Here is a 15,823-nt window from a genome sequence, read left to right as displayed (position 1 = left end):
CTTTTAAACTAATTTTTATTATTTGTGCATTAACAGAAATACTAATATTTTCTTTCAAATTTTCTGATTTTTTTAAAACACTCTCTTCTGAATTTCCAAAATATGCATATATAACAAGTATAGATATCGATTTAGATACAAAAGTAGTAAGAATTGTAGGTGAAACTTCTGATTTTTATAATCTTGGAAGATTAATTAATTATCTTAAAGATTCAAAAGCAATAACAAATGTTTACCTCTCTAATTTTTCAAGACAAGAGGTTACTCAAACAGGAGAGTCAAAAGTTAGTTTTACTCTTATTGGTATTATTCAAACTGGAGGAGGGAAATGAAAGGGGCAGCTCAAAAATACATTGTATTAATAATTCTTCTTGTTCTTATGGGAGTCTTCTATTACATGTATCTTCTTAAACCGCAAATTGAAAAAGTTAAGGAATTAAATAATAAAATAAATGAAGCTAATATTAAACTTGAAGAGTTAACAAATATTAAAAAAAATGAAGCAAAAATAAGAGAACTCATTGATGAAAATTATAAAGATTTAGAATTATTAAGAGGTGTTTTACCATTAGGTGAGGATTTACCAAGACTTTTAACTCAAATTCAGCAGGTTGAAAAAGAAGAAGGAATAAAATTTGATAATATAAATTTTGTTGGTGGAGCACAAACACAAGCAGGAGGAATTCAGAGCACAAGACTTATGACTAGGGAAGATTATTATGAAATGAAAGTTACTTTTTCTGTCACAACAACATATGATAAATTTATGAAACTTTTGACAAGATTAGAAAACTTTCCAAGAATTTTAGTTATAAGAAAAATTTCAGTAAGTTCTCCAAGAATAATGACAAAAGAAGTTGAAGCGTTACAAACTTATAATTTCGAAGCATATTTTATGAGTGCAAAGGAGCCTTAAATGGCTAAAAAAGAAATTTCTCCAAATAAAACAAAAAAAGTAGCACCAAAAAAGAGCGAGGAACAGAGAAAGAGAGAAAATTTACTTCTTGTTCTATTTATAATTTTAATGATAATAGCAGGTGCTCTTTTTTATTTTCTCTATTTAAAACCTCCATCAACACCACCTCCAACACAAACTCAAACTGGGGCACTTCAACAAGTTTTAAAAAATTTGAATATAGATCCTATCAAAGATGAAATTGAAAAAAGGAGTCTCTCGATTCCTTCTCTTGAAACAAAAACCGAAGAGATAGGAAAGGAGAATCCTTTTAAACCATGAATTTTATAATACCTGATGGATTAACTCATTTTTTAGTAACTAAAATAGAAAACATTAGATATTTAACAAATTTTAGTGGTGAAGAGGGTTTTCTTCTTATAGATTCAAACTCTATGAATCTTATCGTTGATTCTAGATTTACAGTACAAGCAAAAGAAGAAGTTTATAAAAATATTAATGTGATTGAGTATAAACCTCCGATTGAAGATTTTTTGAAAAAAGAATTTAAAATTGAAAAAATAGGTCTTGAAGACAAAGTGATTTATAATTTTTATGAAAAAATTATAAATAGTTTTGGAAAAGAGAATGTTTTAATCTATAAAGAAATTGTTGAAAATTTAAGAATTATAAAAAGTGAAGAAGAAATAGAAAAAATAAAGAAAGCAGAAGAGATTTCTGAAAAAGCATTTTTAAAAACAGTTGAATTAATAAAAGAGAATGTTAGTGAAAGAGACCTTCAAATTGAACTTGAATATCAGATGAAAATTTTTGGCGGAGAAAAAAATGGCTTTGATACAATTATTCTTTTTGGAGAAAGAGGAGCCCTTCCACATGGAAAACCATCATTAAGAAAACTAAAAAATGGTGAATCTATTATTTTTGATTTTGGTACAATATTTGAAGGTTACCATTCAGATTGCACAAGGACAATATTTTTTGGAAAACAATCCGATGAATTTATGAAAGCATTCCAAGTTGTTTTTGATGCTCAAAGATTGGGAATTGAAAATATAAAAAGTAATATTAAAGCAAATGAAATTGATGCTGAAAGCAGAAATTATATTAATAATATGGGATATGGTAAATATTTTGGTCATGGATTAGGGCATGGAGTTGGTCTTGAGATTCATGAAAAACCAGCTCTAAATCCAAGAGATGAGACAGTTCTCAAAGAAAACATGGTTGTTACAATTGAACCTGGAATATATATTGAAAATAAATTTGGAATTAGAATTGAAGATATAGTTGTAATTAAAGATGAAAAACCACAAAATTTAACAAATCTTCCAAAAATTATTGAGATTTAAAAATTTTATATAAAGAATAAAAGAAAGTTAATCCAAATGATATAGAACAAATTATACCTAATAAAATATTACCTATTATAGGAATAATAATAAAAACTAAAATAATTGCGGTTCCAATTAAACTTAAAACTAAATCTTTAATTAGATTGTCTTCAATTTCAGTTTTAAATATTTTCAAAAAACTTTCACCTAAAAAATTAACAATTGAGGGAATTCCAATTGCAATAAAAACTATTATTGAAAATAAATACAATAAATACAATATTTTCCCAAAAGGAAAAAGTGCTTCTTTTGGAATGTTATAAATAAATATGGTAAATAAAAGAATTCCTGTAAAAAGAACTATAAGAAAATTATTTTTAAGAAAAGCAAAAGTTTTAGATACAAAATTTTTAAGAAATGCATTAAATATAAATGAAATTAAAAATATAAATAGTGCTATTACAATTTTCAATAAAAAACCTTGTCCTGAAAGAAAAATTTGAGGTATATTTATTTCGCTTTCACCTTCTCTTATAAACTCAATTTTCCTTCCAAGAATTATTGCTCCATCATCTATATTAATTTTTCCATTATATGTTATTATATCTCCTCTCACAAAAGAAGAGTTTTTTAAATTTATATTTCCTTTAAGAACAATAATGTTTCCTAAAACTCTTCCATAAACAGTGACATTTCCTTCGCCCAATCTTATATCTCCTCTTATCTCTTCATTTTGTTTTACTATAATATCTCCTTTTCCTTTAATAATTCCTTGAGCAAGTAATGTTCCTGGTAGAAGCAAAAAGATAAGAATAAAAATTATAAAAATCTTATTATTCACCATTTCCTCCTTTTAAGAAAAATTTAATCCTTATAAAAACAAAAAGAAAAGCGATCATAAAAATTGCTAAAAGATAGTAGATTATTTGAATTAAAATGAGTGGATTTGAAAGATATAGTTCTAAATTAAGTTGAAGTTTTTTTATGCTTTCATTTTCAATTAAAATATAAACTGGATCAAATAAATTTGTTTTAAATGGGATAAATAAAATTAGGAAAATAGATGTAAATATTAATATTGAAATTAATATAAGATTTGTTTTTCTCTCTTTTTTAAGAATGTATTTAAAAATTTTTTCTTTTTCTTCATTTGAGAGCTTTTCTAACTTTGATAAATTTTTTAAAATCTCTTCAAAATCATTAAAACTCATCTTTCACCTCTAAAAATTTTCTCAGTTTCTCCTTTGCTCTATGAAGTTTCACTTTAACATTATCAATTGATATATTTAAAATATTAGAAATCTCTTCATAACTTAAATTTTCCATATAAAATAGAAGAATTATTTCTCTATCTTCTTTTGGTAATTTTTTGATCCCTTCATCCAAAATAATTTTCAAATCAAAACTTTCTTTTTTTTCATAATCCAAAGTATCGTTATAATCAACTTTCTCAATTTTTTTATATTTATTTAAAAAATTTATTCCTTCATTTCTTGCAATTTTAATCAAATATGGAAAAAAATCTTTATTTGTATCAAAATTTTTGATTCCTTTAAAAACTTTATAAAATGTCTCTTGAGTTAAACTCATAGCTTCATCTTTATCTTGAATTAGTTTTAAAAAATATGAATAAATTCTGTCTGAGTATCTATCAATTAAAACACCAAACATCTCCTTTTCACCTCTCTTAACTCTTTCAATAATTTCTTTATCAGGAATTTCCACACTAATTAATATACATTAAATTTTATTATTTGTTACAAAATGTGTTATATTTTAGTTATGAAAAGTGGAATTGTTGTTCTATCAGGCAAACCAAACACTGGAAAATCAACTCTTTTAAATCTTATTTTAGGAACAAAAATTGCCCCAATATCACCAAAACCTCAAACAACGAGAAAAAGATTAAAAGGAATTTATACAGAAGAAAGGGGACAAATTGTTTTTATAGATTCTCCTGGAATTCATAATCCAATTCATGAGCTTGGAAGATATATGTTAAATGAAGCATTAAAAAATTTAAATGATGGAGATATAATCTTGTGGATTGTTGATGGTTCAAAAGAGGTTGATGAAGAAGATCTTTTGGTCTATGAGAGAATAAAAGATTATAATAAACCAAAATTTTTAGTTGTTAATAAACTTGATTTATTTAGAGAAAAATTAGAAAAAACGATGGAAAGGTTTTTAAAATTTGATAAAATGGATAAAACAATTCCAATATCATCTTTAACAGGTGAAAATGTAAATATACTTTTAGATGAAATATTTAATTATCTTCCTGAAGGAGAATATCTTTATGATCCAGAAATTTTAACTGATTCAATGGAAATTGATATTGTAAAAGAAATAATTCAAGAAAAACTCATGTTAAACTTAGAAGAAGAGGTACCACATTCATCAACTGTTGTTGTTGAAGAATTTAAAGAAAGAGAAAATGGAAAAGTTTATATTAGGGCTACAATTTATGTTGAAAAAGAGAGTCAAAGAAAAATTGTTATAGGTTTTAAAGGAAATTTAATTAAAAAAATTGGAACTGAGGCAAGAATGGATATTGAAAAATTTTTAGAAAGACCAGTTTATCTTGAACTTTGGGTAAAAATTTATAAAAATTGGAGAAAAAATAAGGAGGCTTTGAGTTTCCTTGGGTATAAATAGTGGATTTGAGAAAGAGTCTGAATATTTTTTAGCATCTCTCTCATATTTAACTCTAGGAATAATTGGAATTTTTATTTTAGTTTCAGAAATTGATAGAGATGAGTTTTTGAGATTCCATGCTAAACAATCTATTGGATATTGGCTTATAACACTTCCTTTATGGATTATCTTTTCATTTCTTTTTAAATATCTTTATTCAATAACCTTATCTTATTATGTTTTAAATAAGATATTTTTTTATCTTTGGAAATTTATTTATATTTATGCTGGATTTTTTATAATAATTTATGCTGTTTATCTTTCTTTTTCTGCTTCTCAGGGGAGAAAAAAGGAGGTAAGTTTAATAAGTAAAATTTTAAAGAAAATTGGAGTAAAATTATGAAAAGATTAATTAATGGATTAACTTTATCAATAATTTTTGGTATCATCTTTACATTGACAAAAAATTCAATAGATAAATATTTTTATTTACCATCGATGAGTTCTTTATTTCCTCTAGTATTTTTATCTTACATATTGATTCTTGTAATTTTAGGATTTTACATAAAAAATCCTTTATCTGGAATTTTAGTTGGAGCAATATCTTTGTTTTCAAAACACATTACAGAAATTATTGAAATATACATAAATGGTGTACCACAAATTGTTTTTAAAAATAAAATATTCCCTCAATTAAATTATGAAAATTTAAACATAATTTTTGTTCCAATAGTATTTTCAATAATTTCATTTATTTTTTCTTATGTAAAAGGAAAAAAAGGAGCTAAAATAGAAAATCCGTTTGTTTCTTTAATTCTTCTTATTTCTTTATTTTTAGGGTTTTTCTTAAATTATTATTATCATCTAGATTCAATTTATTTATTACCTCTTACATCTTTTATACTTGGACTTATTTCTATTAATTCTATTCTTTCTGTAACTTCAGGAATTTTCTTTGCAGTACTATATACTTTCTTTAACCTCTTTTTCTTTTCTTTTAAAGGAAATTTAACTACTATGTTTGAAAATCCTCTTAATCTAATTCCCTCTCTTTTAATTTATTTAATTTTTGTTATATCAATCACAACACTTTCTTCTTATCCAATATATAAAATTCTTTCTTACTTGAAAGAAGTAAGAGTTTCTGGTAAAGTAAGAAGAGTAGAATTTAAAGAGAAGGAAGAGATTAAAGAAGAGGAAAAGAAAGAATCTCCTGCTTTGTCTCAAGAAGAGCAAAGCGGTTACGCCAAAGGAGGTAATGATGAAAAAGTACGAGATGATGGTGATTTTCAAACCAAATCTTAAAGATGAAGACCTTAAAAAGGAGGAGGAAAAAATTAAAGATTATATTTTGAATAAAGGGGGAGAGTTTATTAATATACTCCCTTGGGGAAGAAAAAAATTTGCATATCAGATTGAAAAATTTACAGAGGGTATTTACACAATTTTTTATTTTAAAATACCTCAAACTGAATTAAAAGAATTTAAACAAACTTTAAAACTCAACACAAACATTCTTAGATTTATGATTGTAAAACAAGAGGAGAAAGTAAATGTATAATAGAATTATTCTTGTAGGTAGATTAACAAAAGATCCTGAAACAAAATATACTCCTTCAGGAACAATGGTTTCCACATTTAGATTAGCATCAGGAAGAAAATATATGGATAAAAATGGTGAAATGCAAGAAGAGACACTTTTTATTAATGTTATATGTTGGGGATCTAAAGGAAATTTAGCAAAAAATGTAAGTGAGTATTTAAGAAAAGGGTCTTTAGTTCTTGTTGAAGGGAGACTGAGAATAAGAGATTATGAAACAGCAGATGGATTAAGAAAACAAGCAATTGAAGTTATTGCTGATAATATTAAATTTTTATCAAAAAGACCTGAAGCAGAGGAAGTGAGCGAAGAGAGTGAAGTTGAAGTTGATGAAGAGATACCAATAGATTAATATTAGGAGGTAAAAAGAATATGGCAAAGGAAGGAATTAGAAGATTTAAACCTGGAAAAAAGATATGTTATTTTTGCAAAAATAGAATTGTAGAAATTGATTATAAGGATTACGAACTCTTAAGAAAATATATGACACCAAGAGGAAAAATTCTACCAAGAAGAAACACAGGAACTTGTGCAAAACATCAAAGACAACTTGCAAAAGCAATAAAAAGAGCAAGAGAAATGGCTCTTCTACCATATGTTGTCTATTAATGAATGAAAAAGGTTAAAGTTTTACTCTTAAAAGATATTCAAAATCTTGGAAAAAAAGGAGACATCTTAGATGTCTCCTTTGGTTTTTATACAAATTATCTTGAGAAATTTGGTCTTGCTAAAAAATTAAGTGAAGGAGAAGAAAAAGATTATATTAATAAAATGAAAATAAAAGAAAACAAAGAATCAAGAGAGGAAGAGAGAGCAAAAATTATAAAAGAGAAAATAGAAAAAGATGTTTTTAACATAAAAAGAAAAACAGGTATCAAAGGAAAATTATATGGCTCAATAACAAGTGATGAAATTTCAGAATTAATTAAGAAAAAAATAGGCGTTTCTATAGATAGGAAAAAAATTGAAATTGAAGAACCAATAAAAAATGTAGGATATTATGAAATAAAAGTAAAATTATATAAAAATATTATTGCAAATTTAAAACTTTTTGTACAAGAAGAATGAACGAAGAAATTTTTGGGAGGGTTCCTCCTCATAGTATTGAAGCAGAACAAGCAACTTTAGGATCTATTTTAATAGATAATGAAGCAATCTATAAAGTAATAGATTTTCTTAAACCAGAACATTTTTATAGAACATCACATCAGATTATTTATGAAACAATGATTGAACTTTTTGAAAAAAACGAGCCAATAGATTTACTTACTCTTTCTGAAGAACTTAAAAAGAAAGGAAAATTAGAAGAAATTGGTGGTTTTAGTTATCTAGCAACATTAACAAATATAACACCAACTGCATTAAATATCGATGTATATGCAAAAATTGTTGAAGACAAAGCTGTTTTAAGAGAAATAATCAAAGCAGGAATAGATATTATAAATCTGGCATTCGAGGCAGAAGAAGATAGCGGAACTATCTTAGATAAAAGTCAAGGTTATCTCTTCGATATAGCAAAAAAAAGAATGACAACACCATTTTATCCATTAAAAGATCTATTAAAAGAATCTTTTGATAGAATCGAATCTCTATATAAAGATAAAAAAGGTCTTCCTGGAATTCCAACTCACTTTAAAAAGCTTGATGAAATTTTAGGTGGATTTCATAAAAATGACTTAATTATTCTTGCCGCAAGANCCTCTCTTGGAAAAACTTCTCTTTCAATAAATATTTGTGTGAATATTGCTTTAAAAGAAAAGGTTCCTGTTGCCATTTTCTCTCTTGAAATGTCAAAAGAGCAAATTGTTGAGAGAATTCTTGAATCTACTGCAAATGTTAACTTTCATAAATTAAAAACTAGTATGCTTTCAGATGAAGATTGGGTAAAACTTGGAAGAGCATATGGACCACTTTATGATGCACCAATATATATAGATGATTCATCTGATATTTCAATTCTTGAAATAAGAACTAAAGCAAGAAGACTCAAAAATCAACATAATCTTGGAATGGTTGTTATTGATTATCTTCAGTTGATGCATTTAAAAACAAAAGTAGAAAATAGAGTACAAGAAATTTCAGAATTAACAAGAAGTTTAAAAAAACTTGCGAGAGAACTTGAAATTCCTGTTTTAGTTATTTCACAACTATCTAGGGCGATTGAAAAAAGAGAAAATAAACGCCCATTACTCTCAGATTTAAGAGAGAGCGGCTGTCTAACTGGGGATACAATTCTTATAAGAGGAGATACAGGTGAATTAATAAAACTAAAAGATTTAGTTGATGGAAAAATTAAATTACCTATTCCTATACTTTCACTTGATGAAAAAAGTTTAAAAATAAAAAATGCAAATCTCATAAAAGCATTTTCAAGCGGAATTAAAAAAGTTTATTTATTAAGAACATTTAGTGGAAGAGAAATTAAAGCCTCAGCGAATCATCCATTTTTAACATTTGAAGGCTGGAAAAGATTAGATCAATTAAAAATAAACGAACATATTGCAGTGCCAAGAATTATAAAACTTGAGGGAAAAGAAAGGTATTCTGATGAAGAAATAATATTTTTTGCACATATGATTGGAGATGGTTGTTATGCTCCTAAACAACCAATACACTATACTAGTAGTGATGAAGAAAATTTGAAAATTGTTGAAAAGATAGCAAAAAATTTATTTAATATTAATCCAAAAATTATTAAACAGAAAAATTGGTATCATATTTATTTACCATCACCTTATAATTTAACAAAAAATAGACACCATCCTTTTGTTGACTGGCTTATTAAAAATGATTTAAAACTTGCTAAATCTTTTGAGAAAGAATTACCCGATTCTTTTATGAATTTGACTGATAAAAAAATATGTACTTTTTTAAAGCATCTTTGGTCTACTGATGGAAATATTTCATATGTAAAAACTAAAACAGGTAAGGAAAGTATTTCAATTTATTACTCTTCATCAAGCAAAAAATTGATAACTCAAATTCAATATTTGTTATTAAGATTAGGTATTATTTCAACAATAAGAGGCAAAAAGAAAAATAATTATAGGACAAATTGGGTATTGGAAATACAGGGAAAAGAGAATCAATTAAAATTTCTTAATTTGATTGGTTCATATGGAGCAAAAGGAAATAAAATTTTTGAATTAATAAAATTAATAAAAAAGAAAAAAGAAAATCCAAATAATGATATAATTCCAAAAACAGTATGGAATTTAATTAAATATGAAAAAGATAAAATAAATTATTCATGGAGGAATATTTCAAAATTATTAGGAGTTTCTTATTCAGGTTCAATTTTTGAAAATAATTTAAGTAGACACAGATTAAATAAATATGCAGAAATATTAAATAGTGAAAAATTAAATAATTTATCTCAATCAGATATTTATTGGGATAGAGTAAAAGAAATAATAGAACTTTATGAAGATGAAGTTTATGATGTTACAGTTGAAGAAACACATAACTTTATAGCAAATAACATTTTTGTTCATAATAGTATTGAGCAAGATGCAGATGTTGTTATGTTTTTAAATAAGGAAGATGATGATATTGGAAAAGAGCATTCAATTGTTGAATTAATTGTTGCAAAAAACAGAAATGGGCCTTTAGGTAAACTTAAATTAAAATTCTTGAAAAATTATGCAAAATTCACAGAAATTGAGTATAGAGAAGAAGAAAAAGGAGAAGAAGTACCTTTTTAATAAACTCCTCTATAGTTCCAAGATTCTAATGAGTATTTATTTTTAAATAAATCAAAACCTATAGAAATTTTATCATTATTTTGTTCTATTATTTCATAAGGTAGAGAGAAAAAATTAATAAAATTTTTAATTAAAACTTCTTCTAATATATCAATTTCGATTGATTTATTTAATTCTTTTAACGAAGTGAATTTACTTGTATCTTCTAAATAAAAAATATTTTTTACTTTTTCATAATCAATTTCAATAGGAATTGAACCTTGTTGAAGAAGACCCTCTTTTTTTCTTCTTTGAGCTGATCCAATTATTTTTTTACCATTAACTGAAACTTCATAATAGTTTAAAGAAGAAAAACAAAACCCATCTATTTCACCACTTTTTTTAGTCAATTCTCCTTTTATTCCAAACTCGATTAAAGAAAAGATAAAAACTTTAGAAATTTCTTTATAAGATTCAATTATGCTTAGCTCATATAAAGGGTGGTTTTTTGGAATAACAATTGAATATGTAAGTTCATTCTCATGATATACTCCTTTTCCACCTGTAGGTCTTCGAACTAATGGAATTTTATTTTCTTTCAAAAAATCTATATTAATTTCTTCAATTTTTTGAAAAGTTCCTATTGAAACAGAGTATGGCTCCCATCCAAAAAATCTTAAAATAATCTCATCTTTATTTCCATAAAGGAGATTTGCTTCATCTATTGCCATATTTAAGTATGGATTAAGTTTTTTATACTTTAAAATTATTAATTTAAAACTCATAAAACTTTATTAGTTTTTAAAAATTCAAATTCTTTTTTAAAATCTTTATCAGTTAAAGGATATGGATAATTATATAGATCTCCTTTTGGTCTTTCATTATAATATGGTCTTGTACAAAAAGGACAACCTCTAGTTATAAATGGATTTAAATCTTTTAATAAATCAATGGAAATTTCAGGAATTCTTTTTAAATAATTCTCTTCATCAAATTCAAATTGAGAAATAGAAAATCCTTTTTCTATTAATTTGGTTGCAATTTGAATCTTTCTATATCTTAATAAAGAGGGGGGAGATATTCTTTCACAAAGTGTTCCTTCAATTGGAGTAAATGAGAAAAGTGCAACTATTATTCCATTATCGATAAAAATTTTATATAGATTTAATATATCCTTATCAGATTCTCCTAAACCAACAATAATGTGAGTTGAAATTTTGTTTTTAAAAATTTTATTTGCATTTAAAATAAAATTAACCTTTTTATAAAAGTCCCCTCCTCTTAAATTTTTATAAAGGTATGAATTTGCAACATCAATTGGAAGTCCAACTTTATCAGCATTAAGATTAAAAAGCTCTTCAACTAATTTCAAATTTGATGTGTTAATGGAGATTGAAACTTTTATCTCTTTGCCTAATTTATTTAATATTTTAAAAATAGTCTCTTTTGTATATTTATTATTAACTGTTTGAATACAAACCCTTCCAATTTCTTCTTTTTTTTCTAAAATTTTTTCAAGAGTTTCATCTAAATCATATTCAGGCCAAACAACTCTTGATAAATATTTTTCATCTGATTTTGAACTTTTTGCTTGCGTGCAATATTTACAATCTTTTGTGCATTTTCCTGAAAGGAGAAGATATATTGTCTTAATTTCAAAATCATATTTAAGTTTCTTAAATTCTAAAACAGAGGTGCTACCAAGAGATACTCTAATAGTAGAGAGCATCGCATTCATAATAAACTTCAGGGTCTTTAACCAAGTTTTTTAATTTATTTTGAGGATTTACAAAACCTATAAACCCACTTTCAAATGCTGCTAACTCAATTTCATCTTTTATCTCACCTTTTGGAACCATACAACCAAGATGAAATTTAGTTAATCTTAACTTTCTTTTTGCTTTCATAAATAATTCTTTTATTTCGCCTATATCTGGAATATTTATTTTTTCAAAAGGTGTTTCTTTTGTTGGAACTATTACAAGAAATATTATTAAACTTGGTTTTAACTCTGCAAGAACATCAATTGCTTCATACTCACCTTTTATTATTCCTTTATAAAGTCCAACAATAATGTGTGGAATAGTTTTAATATTTCTTCTCAATAATAGATATTGAGTTTTAAAATCCTCTTTTTTATATTCAAGATGGTAAATCTCTTTTATTGTCTCATCGTCATATATAAAATCAAAAGATATAACATCAATATAACCTTTTAAAGCATCAATCTCTTCCTTTGTTATAAAACCTGGGTGAAGTACTATCTTCTTGCCACTTGTCTTAACTTTTTTTATATAATCCAAATTTGAAAAAATATCTAGTTTTCCTTTTTCATCAAATCCACCAGATATCAAAAATGATGAAAATTCTTCACTTTGAAGATAACTCAGTGATTCATCTTTTGTTTTCATTCCTTTTAGATAAAAAGAATTACAATGAAGACAATTTAAAGAACAAATGTCTCCAGTTAAAGATACAGGAAGTGTTTTTATTGGATAAAAAAATTTAATTTTTTCTTCTACCACTTAACTTTTAATTCCTTAGCTGCTTTCACCTCATCAGGTCTTGAAATGTATGTTGTATGAGGTGCATTTTTAACTAACTCTGGGTTTTTCTTTATCTCCTCACTAATTTTAATCATAACTTCAATAAATTCATCAAGAGTTTCTTTGCTTTCTGTTTCTGTTGGTTCAATCATTAGTGCTTCATCAACTATATGTGGGAAATAGATTGTTGGAGGATGGAAACCATAATCCATTAATCTCTTTGCTATATCTAAAGTTTTTACACCATACTCTTTATAGATCTTTCCAGATAAGACACATTCATGTTTTACAACTCTATCAAATTGTGATGGGTAATATTTTTTTAGTTTCTCCTTAATATAGTTTGCATTTAAAACAGAAAGTTGAGCAACTTCTTTTAAACCTTCACTTCCAAGTTCTCTTATATATAAGTATGCCTTTAAAATGACAGAGAAGTTTCCAAAGAAACTTCTAACTTTTCCAATTGTTCTTTCAGGTTTTGAAAAATAAAAGAAATCATCTTCACTTTTTTCAATAACTGGATATGGTAAATATTTTACTAAAAAATCTTTTACACCAACTGGTCCACTTCCAGGACCACCACCACCATGAGGAGTTGAAAAAGTTTTATGAAGGTTCAAATGTACGCAATCAAAACCCATGTCCCCTGGTCTTGCAATTCCAATAAAACCATTTAAATTTGCACCATCATAATAAAGAAGAGCACCTTTACTCTTCAATATTTCACTAATTTTTAAAATATCTTTTTCGAAAAATCCTAAAGTATTTGGATTAGTTAACATCAAAGCAAAAGTTTTTTCATCAACTACATCTTTTAATTTATCTGGATCAACCATTCCATCTTTTGATTGTATTTCAATTACCTCGAGTCCTAACATTGAAGATGATGCAGGGTTTGTTCCATGAGCAGAGTCAGGAAGTATTACTTTATTTCTTCTTTCTTTCTTATCTTTAAAATATTCCCACATAATTCTAAGACCAGTGTACTCTCCATGGGCACCAGCAGCTGGTTGAAGAGTGAAACCATCCATTCCTGTTATCTCTTTTAAAAATTCTTGCATCTCCCATAATATTTTAAGTATCCCTTGTGTATATTCAGTTGATAAAAGTGGATGAAGGTAGTAAAAATCCTCCTTTTTTGCAATATCTTCATTTATCTTTGGATTATATTTCATAGTGCATGAACCTAATGGATAAAAGTTTACATCAACACCATAGTTGAGTTTTGAGAGATTTATAAAATGCCTTATTAAATTTATTTCTGATATATCAGGAATTTCTACTTCTTCCCTTAAATATTCATTTTCTAATTTTTCAACTTCAAAAAAATCTAAATCATCTTCTATATTAAATTTATTACTTCCATGTTTTGAAAGTTCTTTTAAAGTTTTCATTATCCCTCCTTTAAAGCACAAACAAGAAGTTCAATATCCTCTCTTGAATTCATTTCAGTAACTGTAAAAAGATATGAATCATCAAAACCAAAATATCTTAAAGGAATCCCTCCTTCAATGCCCACAAGAGAAAGTTTCTCTTTTAATCTAATTGGTTGAATATTCAATTTTAAAACAAACTCATTGAAAAACTTAGGATTATTAAATTTCAATTCAAATCCTTCATCAATTAATCTTTTTACAAGATAATGTGATTTTTTATAATTTATCTCAGCAATCTTTTTAAGCCCATTTGGTCCTAAAGTTACAAGGTAAACTAAAGATGCAATTGCATTTAAAGTATTATTTGTACAAATATTTGAAGTTGCTTTTTCTCTTTTTATATCTTGTTCTCTTGCTCTAAGTGTCATAACAAATGCTCTTTTTCCATTTTTATCTTGTGTTTCACCAATTATTCTTCCTGGAATTTCTCTTATAAACTCTCTTTTTGTCTGAAGTATTCCTAAATATGGTCCACCATAAGAAAGTGGGATACCAAAAGATTGTCCTTCCATTGCTAATATATCAATCCCATAATCAAAAGGAGGTTTAAGCATTCCAAGAGATATTGCTTCAGTTATTGTTAAAATAAAAAGAGTGTCATTTTCCTTTACTATCTTTCCAATCTCAGATAAATTTTCAATAATTCCAAAATAATTTGGGCTTTGAACAACAAAAGAAGAATAACCTTCTTTGATTTTATTTTTTAATTTTTCTAAAGAAATTTCTCCATTCTCTTCAAAATCAACATAATCAATTAAAATTTCTCTTGGCAAAAGATATGTTTTTAATACTTCATTATATTCTGGATTTATGCTTTTTGAAATTAATACTTTTCCTTTCTTTTTGATTCTCTCAGCCATTAAAACTCCTTCAACAAGAGATGTTGCTCCATCATACATTGAGGCATTTGTAACATCTGCATGTGTTAAATCAGAAAGAACTGATTGAAATTCAAAAAGTGCTTGAAGTATACCTTGTGAAAGCTCAGGTTGATATGGAGTATATGATGTATAAAATTCTCCTCTGGATATAACATAGTTTACAGTTGATGGAATAAAATGTAAGTAAGCTCCTCCACCTAGAAAAATTCTTTTAACTTTTAAATTCAATGAAAAGATATCTTCTATTTCTTCCTTAAGTTTTAACTCATCAAGAGGTGGTGGAAGATTAAGGTCTTTCTTTAATTTAACTTCTTCTGGAATATCTTCAAAAAGTTCATCAATTGAAGATATTCCAATCTCTTTAAGCATCTCTTCAATATCTTTATTTGTATGAGGTATAAATCTCATTTATTCTTCTCTATATGCAGAATAACCTTTTGCGTCCATTAAACTTTTTATCTCTTCTAAATTTTCGATTTTAATTTTAAAAAGCCACCCCTTACCATATGGATCCTCATTAATAATTTGAGGATTTTTAATTACCTCTTTATTAACCTCTATTATTTCACCAGAAACTGGAGAGTGAATTTCTGCTGCTGCTTTTACAGATTCAATTGAAATAACTATATCTCCTTTTCTTACTTTTTTTCCAACATTAGCTTCTTCTAAAAAAACTATATCTCCAAGTTTATCTTGTGCATAATCTGTAATACCAACTATTCCAATATCCCCCTCAACTTTTAACCATTCATCTGTTTCAGCATAATATAAATTTTCTAAAACTTTACTCATT

21 protein-coding genes are annotated in these 15,823 nt (G+C 26.1%); 12 read left to right on the top strand and 9 right to left on the bottom strand.

The features are described 5' to 3' along the window. The 4 genes from N3D74_04830 to N3D74_04815 all read left to right on the top strand — a co-directional run. Positions 1-332: PilN domain-containing protein (locus N3D74_04830; protein MCX8095491.1), on the top strand; the 332-nt coding region annotated here is incomplete at its 5' end. Beyond that, positions 329-916: a type 4a pilus biogenesis protein PilO gene (gene pilO / locus N3D74_04825; GenBank protein ID MCX8095490.1), complete on the top strand. Its 588-nt coding sequence runs from the start codon at positions 329-331 to the stop codon at positions 914-916. The genes N3D74_04830 and pilO, both read left to right, overlap by 4 nt. Further along, positions 917-1,237, top strand: coding sequence for a hypothetical protein (locus tag N3D74_04820; protein ID MCX8095489.1), 321 nt, complete (start codon positions 917-919; stop codon positions 1,235-1,237). Next, positions 1,234-2,265: a Xaa-Pro peptidase family protein gene (locus N3D74_04815; GenBank protein MCX8095488.1), complete on the top strand. Its 1,032-nt coding sequence runs from the start codon at positions 1,234-1,236 to the stop codon at positions 2,263-2,265. The genes N3D74_04820 and N3D74_04815 overlap by 4 nt, the downstream gene beginning before the upstream one ends. Here the strand turns inward: N3D74_04815 and N3D74_04810 are convergent. From N3D74_04810 to N3D74_04800, 3 genes are read right to left on the bottom strand one after another with little or no spacing between them, the layout of a single operon-like run. Beyond that, positions 2,252-3,088: a polymer-forming cytoskeletal protein gene (locus tag N3D74_04810; GenBank protein MCX8095487.1), complete on the bottom strand. Its 837-nt coding sequence runs from the start codon at positions 3,086-3,088 to the stop codon at positions 2,252-2,254. The two genes, N3D74_04815 and N3D74_04810, sit on opposite strands and share 14 nt — an antisense overlap. Beyond that, positions 3,081-3,458, bottom strand: coding sequence for a hypothetical protein (locus tag N3D74_04805; protein MCX8095486.1), 378 nt, complete (start codon positions 3,456-3,458; stop codon positions 3,081-3,083). The genes N3D74_04810 and N3D74_04805 overlap by 8 nt, the downstream gene beginning before the upstream one ends. Continuing rightward, on the bottom strand, positions 3,448-3,972 hold the full coding sequence (locus N3D74_04800; GenBank protein MCX8095485.1) for an RNA polymerase sigma factor: 525 nt from the start codon (positions 3,970-3,972) through the stop codon (positions 3,448-3,450). The genes N3D74_04805 and N3D74_04800 overlap by 11 nt, the downstream gene beginning before the upstream one ends. A gap of 57 nt (positions 3,973-4,029) precedes the next feature. Here N3D74_04800 and era point away from each other — a divergent pair, with 57 nt between their 5' ends. Genes era through N3D74_04760 form a run of 8 tightly spaced genes read left to right on the top strand, consistent with a single transcriptional unit; the run spans position 4,030 to position 10,188 of the window. Next, positions 4,030-4,905 (top strand): GTPase Era, encoded by an 876-nt coding sequence (gene era, locus N3D74_04795; protein ID MCX8095484.1) that lies wholly within the window; start codon positions 4,030-4,032, stop codon positions 4,903-4,905. Further along, the gene (locus tag N3D74_04790) at positions 4,892-5,287 is read left to right on the top strand and encodes a hypothetical protein (protein MCX8095483.1); all 396 of its coding nucleotides are present in this window, start codon (positions 4,892-4,894) and stop codon (positions 5,285-5,287) included. The genes era and N3D74_04790 overlap by 14 nt, the downstream gene beginning before the upstream one ends. Next, complete coding sequence (locus tag N3D74_04785) at positions 5,284-6,189, top strand: hypothetical protein (protein ID MCX8095482.1); 906 nt, start codon at positions 5,284-5,286, stop codon at positions 6,187-6,189. Before N3D74_04790 ends, N3D74_04785 begins: the two co-directional genes overlap by 4 nt. Further along, a complete protein-coding gene (gene rpsF, locus N3D74_04780; protein MCX8095481.1) occupies positions 6,146-6,445 on the top strand; it encodes a 30S ribosomal protein S6 in 300 nt (99 codons plus the stop codon). The genes N3D74_04785 and rpsF overlap by 44 nt, the downstream gene beginning before the upstream one ends. Next, a complete protein-coding gene (gene ssb / locus N3D74_04775) occupies positions 6,438-6,836 on the top strand; it encodes a single-stranded DNA-binding protein (protein ID MCX8095480.1) in 399 nt (132 codons plus the stop codon). Before rpsF ends, ssb begins: the two co-directional genes overlap by 8 nt. Before the next feature lie 20 nt (positions 6,837-6,856). After that, a complete protein-coding gene (gene rpsR, locus N3D74_04770; GenBank protein MCX8095479.1) occupies positions 6,857-7,093 on the top strand; it encodes a 30S ribosomal protein S18 in 237 nt (78 codons plus the stop codon). Between the two features lie 3 nt (positions 7,094-7,096). Then, a complete protein-coding gene (gene rplI / locus N3D74_04765) occupies positions 7,097-7,552 on the top strand; it encodes a 50S ribosomal protein L9 (protein MCX8095478.1) in 456 nt (151 codons plus the stop codon). Beyond that, a complete protein-coding gene (locus tag N3D74_04760; GenBank protein MCX8095477.1) occupies positions 7,549-10,188 on the top strand; it encodes a replicative DNA helicase in 2,640 nt (879 codons plus the stop codon). The genes rplI and N3D74_04760 overlap by 4 nt, the downstream gene beginning before the upstream one ends. Here the strand turns inward: N3D74_04760 and N3D74_04755 are convergent. From N3D74_04755 to gcvH, 6 genes are read right to left on the bottom strand one after another with little or no spacing between them, the layout of a single operon-like run. Beyond that, positions 10,185-10,952: a lipoate--protein ligase family protein gene (locus N3D74_04755; GenBank protein ID MCX8095476.1), complete on the bottom strand. Its 768-nt coding sequence runs from the start codon at positions 10,950-10,952 to the stop codon at positions 10,185-10,187. The two genes, N3D74_04760 and N3D74_04755, sit on opposite strands and share 4 nt — an antisense overlap. Continuing rightward, positions 10,949-11,905 carry a radical SAM protein gene (locus N3D74_04750; GenBank protein ID MCX8095475.1) on the bottom strand — a complete coding sequence of 319 codons (957 nt, stop codon included), beginning with the start codon at positions 11,903-11,905 and terminating at the stop codon, positions 10,949-10,951. The genes N3D74_04755 and N3D74_04750 overlap by 4 nt, the downstream gene beginning before the upstream one ends. Beyond that, positions 11,880-12,692 carry a radical SAM protein gene (locus N3D74_04745; GenBank protein MCX8095474.1) on the bottom strand — a complete coding sequence of 271 codons (813 nt, stop codon included), beginning with the start codon at positions 12,690-12,692 and terminating at the stop codon, positions 11,880-11,882. The genes N3D74_04750 and N3D74_04745 overlap by 26 nt, the downstream gene beginning before the upstream one ends. Next, entirely contained in the window at positions 12,686-14,107 is a 1,422-nt protein-coding gene (gcvPB, locus tag N3D74_04740; protein MCX8095473.1) for an aminomethyl-transferring glycine dehydrogenase subunit GcvPB, read from the bottom strand. Before gcvPB ends, N3D74_04745 begins: the two co-directional genes overlap by 7 nt. Then, positions 14,107-15,438: an aminomethyl-transferring glycine dehydrogenase subunit GcvPA gene (gene gcvPA, locus N3D74_04735; protein ID MCX8095472.1), complete on the bottom strand. Its 1,332-nt coding sequence runs from the start codon at positions 15,436-15,438 to the stop codon at positions 14,107-14,109. Before gcvPA ends, gcvPB begins: the two co-directional genes overlap by 1 nt. Continuing rightward, positions 15,439-15,822, bottom strand: a complete 384-nt coding sequence (gcvH, locus tag N3D74_04730) for a glycine cleavage system protein GcvH (GenBank protein MCX8095471.1) — start codon at positions 15,820-15,822, stop codon at positions 15,439-15,441. Between the last annotated feature and the right edge of the window lies 1 nt (position 15,823).

The organism is Caldisericia bacterium (genome assembly GCA_026414995.1).
In the GTDB taxonomy this organism is placed as follows: Bacteria; Caldisericota; Caldisericia; order B22-G15; family B22-G15; genus JAAYUH01.
Note: the sequence above shows the minus strand (reverse complement) of the source record. Positions and strands in the feature narration are given on the sequence as shown.